The sequence below is a fragment of the Flaviflexus ciconiae genome (assembly GCF_003971195.1).
In the GTDB taxonomy this organism is placed as follows: Bacteria; Actinomycetota; Actinomycetes; order Actinomycetales; family Actinomycetaceae; genus Flaviflexus; species Flaviflexus ciconiae.
On sequence record NZ_CP034593.1, the window covers coordinates 783,959 to 798,000 of the forward strand.

Annotated in this window: 13 protein-coding genes; 8 read left to right on the top strand and 5 right to left on the bottom strand. The window is 59.1% G+C overall.

What is annotated here, in order from left to right; genetic code table 11:
• The first annotated feature begins 94 nt into the window (after nt 1–94).
• The 6 genes from EJ997_RS03530 to EJ997_RS13730 all read left to right on the top strand — a co-directional run bounded on the left by EJ997_RS03530 (nt 95) and on the right by EJ997_RS13730 (nt 4,814).
• On the top strand, nt 95–1,000 hold the full coding sequence (locus EJ997_RS03530; protein WP_206501789.1) for a TRAP transporter substrate-binding protein: 906 nt from the start codon (nt 95–97) through the stop codon (nt 998–1,000).
• Nucleotides 1,001–1,002: 2 nt separating this feature from the next.
• Nucleotides 1,003–1,605, top strand: a complete 603-nt coding sequence (locus tag EJ997_RS03535; RefSeq protein WP_126703364.1) for a TRAP transporter small permease — start codon at nt 1,003–1,005, stop codon at nt 1,603–1,605.
• Nucleotides 1,602–2,912, top strand: coding sequence for a TRAP transporter large permease (locus EJ997_RS03540; RefSeq protein WP_126703365.1), 1,311 nt, complete (start codon nt 1,602–1,604; stop codon nt 2,910–2,912). The genes EJ997_RS03535 and EJ997_RS03540 overlap by 4 nt, the downstream gene beginning before the upstream one ends.
• A 423-nt stretch (nt 2,913–3,335) precedes the next feature.
• Complete coding sequence (locus EJ997_RS03545) at nt 3,336–3,863, top strand: NADPH-dependent FMN reductase (protein ID WP_126703366.1); 528 nt, start codon at nt 3,336–3,338, stop codon at nt 3,861–3,863.
• A 307-nt stretch (nt 3,864–4,170) separates the two neighbouring features.
• Nucleotides 4,171–4,686, top strand: a complete 516-nt coding sequence (locus EJ997_RS03550; RefSeq protein WP_126703367.1) for a maleylpyruvate isomerase family mycothiol-dependent enzyme — start codon at nt 4,171–4,173, stop codon at nt 4,684–4,686.
• The gene (locus EJ997_RS13730; protein ID WP_265936841.1) at nt 4,683–4,814 is read left to right on the top strand and encodes a hypothetical protein; all 132 of its coding nucleotides are present in this window, start codon (nt 4,683–4,685) and stop codon (nt 4,812–4,814) included. Before EJ997_RS03550 ends, EJ997_RS13730 begins: the two co-directional genes overlap by 4 nt.
• A gap of 303 nt (nt 4,815–5,117) precedes the next feature.
• On the opposite strand, the gene EJ997_RS03555 is transcribed toward EJ997_RS13730, so the two are convergent.
• The 4 genes from EJ997_RS03555 to pepN all read right to left on the bottom strand — a co-directional run bounded on the left by EJ997_RS03555 (nt 5,118) and on the right by pepN (nt 9,926).
• On the bottom strand, nt 5,118–5,675 hold the full coding sequence (locus EJ997_RS03555) for a MerR family transcriptional regulator (protein ID WP_206501791.1): 558 nt from the start codon (nt 5,673–5,675) through the stop codon (nt 5,118–5,120).
• Nucleotides 5,676–5,789: 114 nt separating this feature from the next.
• Nucleotides 5,790–6,542 carry a transcriptional regulator FtsR gene (gene ftsR, locus EJ997_RS03560; protein ID WP_126703369.1) on the bottom strand — a complete coding sequence of 251 codons (753 nt, stop codon included), beginning with the start codon at nt 6,540–6,542 and terminating at the stop codon, nt 5,790–5,792.
• Entirely contained in the window at nt 6,542–6,985 is a 444-nt protein-coding gene (locus EJ997_RS03565; RefSeq protein WP_126703370.1) for an FHA domain-containing protein, read from the bottom strand. The genes ftsR and EJ997_RS03565 overlap by 1 nt, the downstream gene beginning before the upstream one ends.
• Before the next feature lie 502 nt (nt 6,986–7,487).
• Nucleotides 7,488–9,926, bottom strand: coding sequence for an aminopeptidase N (pepN, locus tag EJ997_RS03570; protein ID WP_126703371.1), 2,439 nt, complete (start codon nt 9,924–9,926; stop codon nt 7,488–7,490).
• A 124-nt stretch (nt 9,927–10,050) separates the two neighbouring features.
• Between pepN and ald the strand changes: the two genes are divergently transcribed.
• Nucleotides 10,051–11,175, top strand: coding sequence for an alanine dehydrogenase (ald, locus tag EJ997_RS03575; protein WP_126703372.1), 1,125 nt, complete (start codon nt 10,051–10,053; stop codon nt 11,173–11,175).
• Nucleotides 11,176–11,416: 241 nt separating this feature from the next.
• On the top strand, nt 11,417–12,328 hold the full coding sequence (locus EJ997_RS03580) for an NAD(P)-dependent oxidoreductase (protein WP_126703373.1): 912 nt from the start codon (nt 11,417–11,419) through the stop codon (nt 12,326–12,328).
• Nucleotides 12,329–12,513: 185 nt separating this feature from the next.
• Here the strand turns inward: EJ997_RS03580 and EJ997_RS03585 are convergent, their stop codons facing one another.
• The gene (locus tag EJ997_RS03585; protein WP_126703374.1) at nt 12,514–13,920 is read right to left on the bottom strand and encodes a mycothione reductase; all 1,407 of its coding nucleotides are present in this window, start codon (nt 13,918–13,920) and stop codon (nt 12,514–12,516) included.
• Nucleotides 13,921–14,042: the final 122 nt, after the last annotated feature.

Sequence of the window (14,042 nt, forward strand, 5' to 3'; positions counted from 1 at the left end):
GATAGGGGCGGCGGCTGGAACCGCGATGCTCCTGGCAGCGTGCAGTGGCACTCTGGAACCTGGACAAAACGAAGGGGACGTCCTCCATCTGGCATTGAACCAGACAGAGACCCACCCTTCCTATATTGCTTTGGACCACTGGGGTGACTACTTGGAAGAGAACACCGACGGTAGGTGGACTCTGGAGATTTACCCCAACGAGACGCTCGGCGCACAGGCCGAGGCTCTTCAGCTGGTTTCCGATGGGTCGGTGGAATTGGCCATCGTCTCCGGCCCCCAGCTCGAGAATCTGAACAAGGATTTCATCGCACTGAACCTCCCCACCACCTTCGACAATATTGATCACCAGATGAAGGTGCTGGCGGATGACGAAGTCGTGGGCGAGCTCTTTAACTCGTTGCGCGAGACCAATAACATTGTTGTTCTTGGTGGCTTCACACAGGGTAACCGTTCCGTCTACACGACGTTTGGTCCGGTTGAGACGCCCGATGATCTGAATGGCATGAAACTGCGTGTCCAGGAATCGGAGCTGAACCTGGCCATGGCGGAGGCACTCGGTGCCTCGGCAACTCCGATGGCGTACGGCGAGCTCTATTCCGGTCTTCAGTCCGGAGTCGTTGATGCTGCAGAAAACAACGAGGTTTCTTACGCAACACAGCGTCACTACGAGGTTGCGCCGCACTGGTCGCAGACTAACCACCTGGTGGGTCTCGACTATCTCATCATTAACTCGACAATGCTGGACTCCATGACCCATGAAGATCGGGAGATCTTCATGGGGGGCTGGGATGAGGCGCGTGCCCTCCACGTCGAGCTGTGGCTCGAGGCCACCGATGACTCAATTTCCCAGGCCGAAGAAGATGGCGCCACGATCCATATCGTTGACGAAACTATCTTCGATGAGGCCCTCGAGCCGCTCGTCGATCAGTTCCTCACGACCGATACTCAGCTTGAGGTTTACGAAGGGGCCCGCGCCCTGTCCGAGAAGGATGTGGAGTAATCATGGCTCTCCTAAAGAAAACTCTTGACAGAATTCTGTACGTCATTGTGACGATCCTGTTCGCAGCCCTTGTTGTCATCGTTGTCTGGCAGGTCTTTTCCCGCCAGGTCCTCAACGATCCCTCCACCTGGACCGAGGAGGGTGCCCGGATCACGTTTGTGTGGTTGGGTCTCTTCGCGGCAGCCCTGGTATTCGGTGAGCGCGGACATGTCGCGGTCGAGTTCCTCGTCCGTAAGCTCCCGGATAATTCGGAGCGTGCGGTGGCAACCTTTGTTCAGGTTGTGATCCTGGCCTTCGCCGTTATTGTTTTCATCTATGGCGGCTACCGAGCCTCTCAGAACGCATGGAACCAGGAACTTTCTGCTCTGCCGTTCACCATGGGCCAGATGTATCTAGCCCTGCCCATCAGCGGTGTTCTCATCGCCTTCTACTCGATCTACTACATCATCGGCATGGCCCTCAAACTTGAGGAAGCGTACGGCGACCACTCCGACGAAGACGTCGAGGTTGCTCTCGATCCTGAGACCGCCGAAGCCGCTCGAGCCGAGTCTGAGCTGGTCGATCCAGTAACGCCGCGCTCGCCCGATACGTCTAAGGAGGCATGATGGATCCGAATACCCTTGCTGGTCTTATCCTCATTGTTGGCATCATCTTTGGCATTGTTGTCTCGATCCCAATTGCCGTCACCATCGGTGTCTCGACCATGCTCGCGGCGGTCCCGCTGCTTGGTCTCGAGCAGGCATCGCTTGTCACCGCCCAGCGCATGTTTACGGGCATCAACTCGTTCCCTCTGCTCGCGATTCCGCTGTTTGTTTTGGCGGGCGTGATCATGAATAACGGCGGTATTGCCGGCAGACTCGTTGACGCCGCAAAGGTGCTCACGGGTCGCATGCCGGCGTCGCTCGCACAGACAAACATTGTTGCCAACTCCCTGTTTGGTGCCGTCTCTGGCGCTGCGGTGGCCTCAGCCGCCGCTGTCGGTAACGTCATGCATGGCCGCATGGTCAAGGATGGCTACGACAAGCGCTTCGCCGCTGCCGTCAACGTCGCCGCGGCGCCGTCCGGCATGCTCATCCCGCCGTCGAACACCTTTATCGTCTACTCGCTGGTCTCTTCAACATCGATTGCGGCGCTGTTCATGGCGGGCTTGATTCCCGGCATCATGTGGGTCCTTGCCTGTATGCTCGTCGTTTATCTGTACGCACGAAAGCAGCCGGGCCGTCTTAAGTCCGAGGAGCGCGTGTCGTTCACGGACGGCATGAAGATTATTTGGCGCGCAGTTCCGTCGCTCCTCATGATCGTCATCGTTGTCGGTGGTATTCTCGGCGGCCTCTTTACCGCAACCGAGTCCGCCTCGATTGCCGTCGTGTACTGCCTCATCCTGTCGATGGTTTACCGCACCATTAAGATCAAGGACCTTCCCGATATCCTCGTCGACGCCAGCCGCACGACAGCAATCGTCATGATGCTCGTAGCGGTCTCCACGGCCCTGTCGTTCGTCATGTCCTTTGCCCGCATCCCCGAGCTCATCTCCGATGCTGTTCTGGGAACAACGGACTCGACCGCAGTTGTCCTGCTGATCGTCACAATTATCTTGCTTCTCGTTGGCACCTTCATGGACCCAACCCCCGCCATTCTCATCTTCGTTCCGATTTTCCTTCCGATCGTCACGGAGCTGGGTGTCGACCCGGTCCACTTCGGTGCACTCGTTGTCATGGCACTGTCGATTGGCGTAATCACGCCGCCTGTCGGCAACGTCCTCTTCGTCGGTGCTAGAGTCGCAAGACTCCGGATCGAGCCTGTCACCGGCAAGCTCTGGCCATTCCTCATCGCAATTGTTATTGCGCTGTTCATCGTGGTCTACGTACCGGTCCTGTCGACGTGGCTCCCAACAACCATGGGACTCCTATAGCCATCGCGACACACGCTGCCTTACGCGTTTAGTGGTGGGGTGGTTCGGATTCGTTCCGGGCCATCCCACCACTTCGTCTATCCACCAGGTTTATCGACGACACTGCGCTCATCTTCACAAGCCACTCGGCTGACAGCTCTGCCAAGCTGATGAAAGCCGCGCATCCCCGCCAAGCCGCTGTCCAGCTCAGGTAGGGATGCAGCTGGTCCTCTCCCCCACCTCTTCCACGAAGCCACGAAGATGATCGGCTGATATCCCGCCAATATCAATCGTGAATCAACCGTGTCTGTGTATGGAATTGTTTTGCAAAATACCGCGGATTATTCCCGGAATCCCCCCTTAGTGAATTCCTCGACAATAGTTTCGCTTTTAACTAATTCCATGTTTGGATTAGTTCGTTAGTTCATCTTGAAAGGAAGACACATGAAGGTTGGAATCATCCTCGGTTCGATCCGCGAGGAGCGAGCAGGCGAGCAGATTGGCAAGTGGGTTTACGATGAGGCTGTCAAGCATGGCGGCGCCGAGTTCGAGCTTGTTGACCTGCGGGAGTTCAATGTTCCCCTGCTGACCTCGTCCACGCACCCGGCTATGGCCAACGGCAAGTATGATTCCGCCGAGGTTCAGGCGTGGGGCGACAAGATCAACGAGTTTGACGCCTATATCTTCGTGACCGCCGAGTACAACCACGGTGTCCCGGGCGCCTTCAAGAATGCCTTTGATTCCATCGCCAACGAGTGGATGAACAAGAGGGTGGCATTCGTCGGCTACGGCGCCGCTAATGGTGTGCGCTCGATCGAGCAGTGGCGGACCATCGTTGCGAATATGAACATGTGGGACATCCGTTCCACGGTCGAGCTGAGCCTGTTCCTTGACTTTGGTGACAATGGCTTCGAGCCGCTCGATCGTCGCCCCGGTGAGCTCGGTGTTCTTATCGACCAGCTTGTCGCCTAGTAGCGACTCGGTGCTTGGCTGAGCTTTCATCCAGCATTGAAGAGGGTGCGGCACGGAGAATATCTGTGCCGCACCCTCTTTGAGTTTTCGACATGGCAGGTCATCGCCCGCTGTTTTCTTCAGGCGCGCAGCTAGCCCTGCATCGTTCAGCACTGTCTAGATCGGCCCGATAGACCGGCTATGGCCCAGGACTTTAGGTCTAGACATCTTGGTTTTCCGGGATTTCCCTGTGCTTTACCTGGTAACTTTTGGTCGCACGTACCCCAATTCATACCGCCGCAATTGGGCACCAACTATTGTTGAAGTCATGGATTTTGTCACGAAGGAACGCTCAGACCTCATCAGCACATTCGAACGGATCGGGCCCGATGCGCCAACGCTGTGTGAAGGTTGGGATACAGAAGATCTTCTTCGGCACATGGTGACCCGAGAGATCTACCCCCACATCACTCTCGCGGCAAAGGTGCCGTGGAACTTCTCCGATGCGATTCGTGAGAAGAATGATCATCTCGAAACCGCATCCTTTGATGAGCTGCTCGATATCTACCGCAAGGGTCCCCAAAAGTATTCTCCTCTGCAGGTTTCTGCGCTCAACCGAGCCTTCAACACTCTCGAGTATGTGATCCACCACGAGGACATCCGGAGGGCGCAGACACCTGAGCTGGGTCGGGTCCTGGATGACGAAGATCAGAAGGCCATCTGGGGTTCTCTTAAGACAACCGGCCAGGTGTCATTCGCTATGGCACCGGTGCGGATCATTCTCCGCTCCCCGAGCATGGTGAGTTCACCGCACTCACCACCAAGCGTCACGAGAACGCCGTGACAATCGTGGGCACGCCTCTTGAGCTCGCGCTCTACACCTTCGGTCGGTCCGTCGCCCAGGTCGAGCTTGAAGGCGATCCCGAGGATGTTGAGAAGGTTAAAGGCATGAAGAATACCCCGGACGAGTAACGCAATGAGGAACTCGTTGGGAAGCTATGTCGGAGGGCGGGGGAACGATATGCCGCTCTCCGTACTTGCCACAGTCAGCCGCGGTGCACGGTAGCTCGGCGCGTAGCTCTCCCCGGCAGATCTGTGCGCTGTCAGCGTCTGATGCTCGGTCATGGATAGCCGCCCGATTATCTGCCGGAAGGATTGAGCGTGGGAATGTGGCTACCAGCCGCTCAGTAGTCCACGCACATATCCACGTACAAGAGGCCGGTACGACGTAGCCCCGCCGAAGCGGGGCTCACTCAAGCATTCTAGAGGCTGTCGTTATGAGATATTGCGGCGGGCGCGGCGCTCAGCCAGCTCGTCCTTCACGTTGGCTGCCATTTCCTGCTCGGCCTTTTCGGTGGGGAGCTCGGACAGCGAGAATTCGATCTCCTGCCAGACGCGACCCAGTGCGATTCCGAATACGCCCTGGCCACCGTTGACGAGATCGATCACTTCGTCGTTCGAGGTGCACTCGTAGACGGAGGCACCGTCGGACATGAGGGTGATCCCCGAGAGGTCCTGAACGCCGTACTTGGACAGCTGGTTGATTGCGACCCGGATCTGCTGGAGCGATACACCGGTGTCGAGAAGACGTTTGACAACCTTCAAGACTAGAATGTCGCGGAAAGAGTAGAGACGCTGTGTTCCCGAGCCTTTCGCGCCCCGAATGCTCGGGGATACAAGGCCGGTGCGGTCCCAGTAGTCGAGCTGCCGGTAGGTGATACCGACAACCTTGCTGGCAACCGGTCCACGGTAACCCTCGGTCTCGTCCAGCGGCTTGTCCTCACCGAAAAGCGAGGGCTGGAAGAGCTGGGGATGTGCGGCTTCGTTCACCACGGCCTCCAATTTCTGTCTAACTTCACCTAACGTTAGGCTCCCAGGATTGCTCGGTCAATCACCTGGGCCATAAACGATTCGGCGTGTCGCACCTCAAGCTTACCTTGAGATTTATCAGTCGAGTTCGACTTCGATGTTCTCGACGAGAAGTGCCTGGTAGAGCTTGACCACGAGGGCCGACATCTCATTTCCCTGAGCGAAAGCACGCTCCCGTGCAACTGGTGACTGCTTCGCCAGTTGGGCTGCTAGTGACGTCGTAATCATCGTGGCGTGATTGTGTGCAGAGTTCTTAACTGCTCTGATATTTCTCAGATCAAGTCCGAGGTCGGTGATCATCTGCGAGTAGCGGACGATGTCGACGGCGTGGCTCGTGAGGCGACCGCGGGGGTCAACTTCGACAACGCCGAGGCGTGCCAGTTCCTCGATGTCCTCGACAGGAACACCCGTGAGTTCGGAAACCTCCGCCTTGGTCAGTCGCGTGCCCGGCTTGGGACGGGGAACATCATCGTGCTCGACGGCACGCATGCGTCCGGGGTGGCCTTCGCCGGCGCGACCGCTGTCAAGCTGGCTGAGGAGCTCACCTATCTGCGAGAGAGGCAGGTAGCGATCGCGCTGCTCGGTGAGGATGAACCGAAGGCGCTCGACGTCGGCACGCGAGAAGAGTCGCTGGTTCGATGATGTCCGGTGCGGGATCACGAGATCGATGTTCTCGAGGTACCGGATCTTCGACACGTTGAGCATCGGGAATTCGGCGCTCAGTATCTCTTTGACCTCACCGATCTTCAGCGTCGGTTCGTGAGAGACGTCAAAGGGCCACGAAACCTGCTCCGGATCGTGGCTGTGAAGGTGCTGTGTTGCTTCGCCCATTACTGGGCGCGGTTCGGGGAGGCGTGGAAGGTCATTCGGTACTTGCCGATCTGTACCTCGTCTCCGGTAACAAGTCCGACTTCGTCGATACGCTCACGGTTCACGTAAGTGCCATTAAGCGAGCCGTGGTCACGCACATAGAAGGTGCCTTCGTGGCGCAGGAACTCGCAGTGCTGGCGGGAGACCGTCACATCATCCAAGAAGATGTCGGATTTGGGGTGACGTCCCGCCATGGTCGACTCGCTGTCGAGAAGGAATCTCGCACCCTGGTTGGGGCCGCGCTGGACGAGGAGAAGAGCCGAGAACGGCGGAAGAGCCTGAACGGCAGCAAAATCCTGCTCGCTCATTCCTACCCTGCGTGCATCGAGCTCGCCAGTGTCTGGGGAGCCGGATAGTGCAGAGAACTGTGATGTTGCAGTGGGATCATTCCCGTTGCTTGTCATCGCGACCTCCTCGCCGTTACCGCTTTGTAATATACTACCTGGTTTTGCGGGAAATTTCCCATGGCCACTTTTGTCGTTCAGGGTTCGTTCAAGGTGTCCGTGGTCTAATTCTCGCGCTTTCTACTGCCAAGCCGCAATGATGGGACGCAATATTCTTCGAGCAGTTTTCTCCGCACCCCGATCAATATCCAGAAAGTGGCGCCATAGCCGGGAATGTCACCTTCGTGAACATCGTCGGCACACTCCGGTTTAGCCCAGTGGGCAGGGGGCTCTTTTGGGTTTCGCGGGCTCGCACAGCAACGCGCTTTCCAGCGCGTTCACGAGCGTCTTGTGAGGCTACATCGGGATTGTTATCAAGAAGTAATCTGTCCCCCGCTCCGCGGGCTTGCGGAAACGGGGGACAGAATGCCCACTTGGTTGACGCGGGGTACGCTCTACGTCTTTGTTACGGCACAATTCTCGCAGTGTTAAGAATGTGTGCCCGGGCTGGTTTGGCGGTGCGTTAACGTTCCTCCGGTAGGAACCTCGTCGTGCCTGCGAAGGTGTCACGAACACGCTTGTCTCGCAGCCGAGAATCGAGGCCGTCGAGCACGATCTTGCGGAGGGCGGAGGGTGCGTTCGCGCCGTCGCCTTCGAGCCACTCCTGGGCCTGTTCGATTGTTTCCTCTCCCTGCGGGAACAGGGCGTAGAGGATACGCTCGGCGAGCTCCTGGGTGCGTTCTCGCCAGACCGGGAGCGCGATCGAGAAGAACGGGTATTCCTCGGCTTCGTAGGTGGCGGTGGCACCGGCGAGCAATGCCGACATGCGGTTATTAGAGAGGGACTCTTCTAGCGCCCTGCGGTAGGCCTCGCGGCGGTTGCCGGGGATTGAAGCGACCGCCTGGGAGTGAGCGACAATATCGGCTTCGCTGGGGTTGATGAGCTCGGCTTCGAGGTCCGCCTCGCTGACCGAGCCTGTCGAGGCAAGGCCGATGAGTAGCTTCCACCGTTCGTCACGGTCACCGCGGACGGTGTCGAGCGCTTCGCGTAGCAGGTCTTCAGCTTCGGGGAGGGCCGCGCCAGCGACGGCGAGGGCGGAGCGCCACAGGTAGATCCGGTCCTGATCTTGGTCGTCTATCGCCACGCGCCATGAGTCGTCGCAGATGCCGAGCCAGATGGTGCGCGCCGTGTCAGGATCCATTGTGTAGTGCTCGACGATGTACTGGCAGTTGCGGATCATCTGGCCAAGCAGAGTGGAGTCAGGTTCGGAGTGGAAGCGGCTGACTGCTTCGACGTACCGTGCCGGGTCCAGTCGGCTATCGCGGACGGCCTCCCACAGGCCAGACCAGACAACGCTGCGCGCGAGTGGATCGGCGATCCGGGTGGTGAGGACCGTTTCAAGCTGCTGCTCGTCGAGAGCGACGATTGCGTAGGTTTGCGCTTCGTCGTTCGGGATGATGACATCGCCCTCGAGATCGACTTCTGCGGTGTTGGTCAGTTCCACGGTGGTGCTGTCGACGCGGACGAGCTCGGCCCCTTCTCGGGAGTATCCGCCCACGCTGATCCGGTGGGGGCGCACAATTGCTTCGCCGGACAGCGGCTGAGTACCCGTCTGGTTAAGCGACTTTCCGTTGACCTCGATGAAAGAGGCTCCCGTGGTGTGGAGCCACTGCTCGGCCCAGGCACGCAGGTCCCGGCCCGACGTTTCCTCGAGGGCAACAAGCAGGTCATCGAGGCTGGCGTTGCCGAATTCGTGGCGCTTGAAGTAGATTCTTGCGCCTTCGAAGAAAGCTTCTTCGCCCACGTAGGCGACGAGCTGACGCAACGTTGCGGCACCCTTGGCGTAGGTGATGCCGTCGAAGGCCTGGTCGGCTGCTTCGAGATCGACGATGTCGGCGACGATCGGGTGGGTGGTTGGGCGGTTGTCGTTGAGGAATGCCCACGCGGCGCGGCGGGCGGTGAAGGCAACCCAGGCTTCCGTGTATTCGGTTGCCTGCGTGGAGGCCCAGGCTCCCATGTACTCGGCAAACGATTCCTTGAGCCACAGATCGTCCCACCAGACCGGGGTGACGAGGTCACCGAACCACATGTGGCTCATTTCGTGCAGGATCGTGTTGGCCCTGCCGGCGCGCTGTGCGCGGGTCGACTGGCCACGGAAAATGTACTGCTCGGTGAAGGTGACAAGCCCCGGGTTCTCCATGGCACCGAGGTTGTATTCGGGTACGAACACCTGGTCGTACTTGCCCCACGTGTAAGGGTAGTTGAAGGCCTTCTCGAACACGTCGAGGCCGGACAGGGAGATGTCGAAGATCTCTTCGTGGTCAAGATACTCGGCCAGCGACTGACGGCAGAAGATGCCGAAGCGCGGGTCCTTTTCGGAACGGAGCTCGTGATAGGGACCGGCCACCAGGGCCGTGAGGTACGTGGAGAGCCTCTTGGTGGGTGCGAAGACGTGTCGCACTCCCCCGTCGACCTCGGTAGCCGAGACCTCTTCGGTGTTGGTCAACACCGTCCATTCTTCCGGCGCTGTGATCTCGAAGGTGAAGGAAGCCTTGAGGTTGGGTTGTTCCATCGTCGGGAAGACGCGGCGGCAGTCGGCTGGCTCGTACTGCGTATACAGATAGACGGAATTGTCGACGGGGTCGACGAATCGGTGGAGGCCCTCGCCCGAGTTGGAGAAAATGCCGCGAGCATGCACGGTCACCGTGTTCTCTTCGGCGAGGCCCTTGAGGTAGATGCGGGACCCGTCCCAGTCGACCTCGGTGTCGGTGCCGTTAATGATGACCTTGGAGACTTCAACGCCAATAAAATCGAGGAACGTTTCGTCCCGTTGCCCGCTAAAGGTCAGGGTTTCTTCAATGTCGAAGGTGTCTTCGCCCCTCACATCGAGGAGCACCCGGTAGGAATCGATGGTGAAATTGCTTCGTGTCGCCGCTTCTTCGCGTGTTAGGTTCTCAGTCACCGTGTCATCGTAGAACGATTGACACAGTCTTTACCACATCTCGGTCCTATAGTTTCCCGAGCGTTGAAGTGGGCGTACTGCTTTTACCGAACTACGATAGGACGCACAGAAGAAAGGCCTGAGCATGATCATTGGTATCCCCGTCGAGATCAAAGACGACGAAGCGCGCGTTGGTCTCACGCCCGCAGGAGCGGCAGAACTGACGGCCGCCGGTCACACCGTCCTCGTCCAGTCGGGCGCCGGCATGGGAGCCCGTTGCTCCGATGATGCCTATCGAGATGCTGGAGCCGAAATCACGGACTCCGCCGAAGAGGTCTGGAAAAACGCCGAGTTACTGATCAAGGTGAAGGAACCGATCGGGCACGAGCTCGAATATCTGCGTGAGGGGCTGACGGTCTTCACCTACTTCCATCTCGCAGCTGACGAGGAACTGAGCCGCCGGGTCGTTGACTCCGGTGTCACGGCTATCGCGTACGAGACTGTCCAGCTTCGGAATAAGTCCCTTCCTCTTCTCATGCCGATGTCCGAGATCGCGGGCCGTCTCGCCCCGCAGGAGGCCGCCCACCAGCTTATGAAGCCTTTCGGTGGTCCCGGACGCCTCATGGGAGGCGTTCCCGGCGTGCCGCCCGTACGTACCCTGATCCTCGGTGCGGGCACCGTTGGTTCTCACGCAGCGAAGGTCGCCGTCGGCATGGGAGCAGACGTGACAATCATGGATGTCAACACCGAGAAGCTGCGCGGACTTGACCGGGAGTACGGAACCAAGATCCGCACCCACACGTCCTCCCCCGCACACATCCGGGATGAGGCGGCCCTCTCCGATGTCATCATTGGCACGGCATTGATCCCTGGTGCCCGCACACCCCAGCTCGTCACCGAGGACATGTTCGACAGTCTCAAGGACGATGTTCTCCTCGTTGATGTCGCAATCGACCAGGGTGGCTGCTTCCAGGGTTCCCGCCCCACCTCCCACCACGACCCGGTGTACCGCACCGATAACCGGATCTACTATTGCGTGGGTAACATGCCGGGCGCCGTGCCAGTTTCCGCCACGACGGCCCTGACGGACCAGACCCTGCCCTACATCAAGGCCCTTGCAAACGGACCGTTCGCTGCCATGAAGGAACGCCACGATCTTGCCCTCGGCCTCCAAGCGACCCGGGGCAAGCTTGTCGAGAAGGGCGTGGCCGAAGCGTTCGATCTGCCCCTCACCGAGCTCGAGACCGTTCTTGATAACGCCGCCGACTAGATTGAGTCTCCGCAACGACCAGCGGAATAAAACAAACTCATAATCGAATCGACTGATAAGTAAACAGTCGGCGGTGCCCAGGGGTGCCGCCGACTTTGTCTACAACATCTGAATCACGTTCCCCTACACATGTTGGCCTTCAGGGCCGGACGGTAAGGAATTTATCTCACGGCGTGAATCATCCACGGGTCGCCGCTCCAATCAGGTGGTCTGGACGACAGAAGCGTTGTAGGTTGGAGAGGTGAGTAACGTAACCGTAGCAATCTCCCCGGACTGGACCATCGATCTCGACATCCCTGGCATCACCGTCCTGGAGTGGGATTTTAAGTCGCCCCCGCCCGCCGATCACATTGACATTGCTGTCGCACCCCACGCCACCACTCCCGATCTTGTCGAGCGGGTTGCCGACACTGGCACGAAGCTCCTGCAGCTTGGTTCCATTGGATACGACTCGATCCCGAAGGAACTTCCAGGCGACCTACTCGTTGCTAACGCTGCAACGGTTCACGAGACCGCGACCGCAGAGCACACCATGGCAATGTTGCTGTATGCGGCCCGCGAGGTGGACCGCTCTCTGGCCTCCCAGAGCGAAAAGACGTGGGACCAGTTCGACACTCTTGGTCTTGCGGACACCACGATCGTTCTCGTCGGCATCGGTGGCGTCGGCACCGCAATCGCCCAGCGCCTCGCCCCGTTCGAGACCAACGTGATCCGTGTGGCCTCCCGCCGCCGCGAAGACATGTACGGCCAGGTGTACGATATGAACGACCTGCCGGAACTCCTCCCCAAGGCCGACTCCGTTATCGTTGTTGTCCCGCACAACGAGCAGACCGACAAGCTCGTTGATGATGCGTTCCTGTCAGCCATGCCCGATGGTTCAATCCTCGTGAACGTTGCCCGTGGCAAGGTTGCCGACACCGACGCCCTAATCAAGCACGCGGACCGTCTGCGTATCACTCTCGACGTGACCGATCCGGAGCCGCTTCCCGACGGCCACCCTCTGTGGGACAAGGCGCTTCTCATCACCTCTCACGTGGGAGGCAACACGCAGGCTATGCTCCCCCGCATGAACCGCCTCGTGCGCCGCCAGGTCGGCAACTATCTGACCAGCCAGCCGTTCGTGAACGTCGTGCGCGGCAACCAGCACGGATGACAACACCAGCGAGTATCTGATACTGACCTATCAGAGCCGTGTGGGCCGCAATATGCGGCCCACACGTGCGTCTTGGCGAGTGCTTGGGGCTAGGCTTCCGCAGAAGCTCAAGCCGGGTGCCCGACGGTGCTCATCAGGTAGCAGGATCCGGCTATGGTGATCAGCCAAATCCCGCTAACGGGTTATCAGTCGGTGATCTGTAGGAGCGCGTTCTCGATGAGTTCGGGCATGGCGGGGTGGATCCAGTACTGGGTGGATGCGATGTCGGCAGCGGTTTGTCCGGTCGACATGGCTTGGATAAGTATTTGGATGAGGGTGGGCGCGTGCGGGCCGATGATGTGGGCGCCGAGGATCTTGGTCGTGCCCTTCTCGGCAATGATCTTCGTGAACCCTGTCGTGTCCTCCATCGCCCATCCGTAGGCGATGCCGGCGTACTCTTGGCGGGCTACCACGATGTCATACCCTGCTTCTCGCGCCTGGTTTTCGGTGAGCCCAACGGTTGCGATCTGGGGGTGTCCGAAGACCGCGGAGGGGACGAAGCGGTGATCTGTTTCGATCATGGAATCCGGGTGGAGGAGGTTGTGCCGGACCGTCTTTGCTTCCTTGTTTGCCACATGCTTGAGCTGGTACTGCGACGACACATCTCCGAGGGCGAAGATTCCGTCAAGGACTTCTCCGGCCGGGTTTAGAACGCGCTGGTACGTGTCGACAGCCACCCGGCCGTCGGTGCGCATGCCGATCCCGGCGGCAGCGACGTCAAGATTGTCCGCGTTCGAGACCCGTCCCGTGGCAACGAGGATCTCGTCGGCGGTGACCGAGCTGAGCACGCCGTCAACCGTACCCGTGATTGTCACGGAGCCATTCTCATTGCGGACGACCTTCGATGCGGCAAAGCCCAGCTTGACGTCGTACGTGTCGCCAGCAAGTCGCGTGTACGTCTCGGCTACGTCGTGGTCCTGGGCCCGGAGCATGACCTGAGAGCGGGCAATCAGGGTGACGCGAACACCGAGGGACGAGAATACGTGCGCCATCTCAGCCGCAATAAACCCGGATCCCAGAACGATCATCGTGGCAGGCAGTTCCTCGAGCCTCATGACCGAATCCGAGGTGTGGGCGCCAATGGCTTCAATTCCTTCGACGTCGGGGAACGACGGTCGCGAACCGGCTGCGATAACCACACGGTCGGCGGTAATCTCTTCATCCCCATTAGCCGTGGCCACCACCATGGTTTTCGGACCGGTGAAGTGGCCGACGCCGCGGTACACGGTCATGTTCCGATTGTCCTCGTGGGTCACCCGATACTCTTCGCCCGACTCGGCAATTGGGTCGATGCGACCAAAGATGCGGTCGCGAATCGCGGGCCAATCAACCGAGTTCAGTGTCTGATCCACACCGAACCGGGCAGAGTTTGCAGGAGTGGCAGCAACTTCGGCAGTGTAGGCAAACATCTTGGTCGGGATGCAACCGACGTTGAGGCAGGTGCCGCCAAAGGTTCCCTTCTCCACGAGTGCAATGGACAGGTCATGAAACTCTGGGCCCGGGAGCGAGTTACCTGAACCGGTGCCAATAAGGAGCAGATCGTAATGGGTCATATGGACACCCTAGCCATATGCTCAGCCACAGCCCTAGAGCCCCGCTCTCATTACGGTCTGGGCGAACAGCCAAGGCGAACCCAGTATCGAATTAATTGGGGATGACTATCCGCCCTCATTTC

What these genes read in the sequence shown, in the direction of transcription:
- EJ997_RS03585 (WP_126703374.1), bottom strand. Translation starts at nt 13,920, where the DNA reads ATGACCCATTACGATCTGCTCCTTATTGGCACCGGTTCAGGTAACTCG.
- ftsR (WP_126703369.1), bottom strand. Translation starts at nt 6,542, where the DNA reads ATGGGCGAAGCAACACAGCACCTTCACAGCCACGATCCGGAGCAGGTT.
- EJ997_RS03550 (WP_126703367.1), top strand. Translation starts at nt 4,171, where the DNA reads ATGGATTTTGTCACGAAGGAACGCTCAGACCTCATCAGCACATTCGAA.
- EJ997_RS03565 (WP_126703370.1), bottom strand. Translation starts at nt 6,985, where the DNA reads ATGACAAGCAACGGGAATGATCCCACTGCAACATCACAGTTCTCTGCA.
- EJ997_RS03540 (WP_126703365.1), top strand. Translation starts at nt 1,602, where the DNA reads ATGATGGATCCGAATACCCTTGCTGGTCTTATCCTCATTGTTGGCATC.
- ald (WP_126703372.1), top strand. Translation starts at nt 10,051, where the DNA reads ATGATCATTGGTATCCCCGTCGAGATCAAAGACGACGAAGCGCGCGTT.
- EJ997_RS03535 (WP_126703364.1), top strand. Translation starts at nt 1,003, where the DNA reads ATGGCTCTCCTAAAGAAAACTCTTGACAGAATTCTGTACGTCATTGTG.
- EJ997_RS03545 (WP_126703366.1), top strand. Translation starts at nt 3,336, where the DNA reads ATGAAGGTTGGAATCATCCTCGGTTCGATCCGCGAGGAGCGAGCAGGC.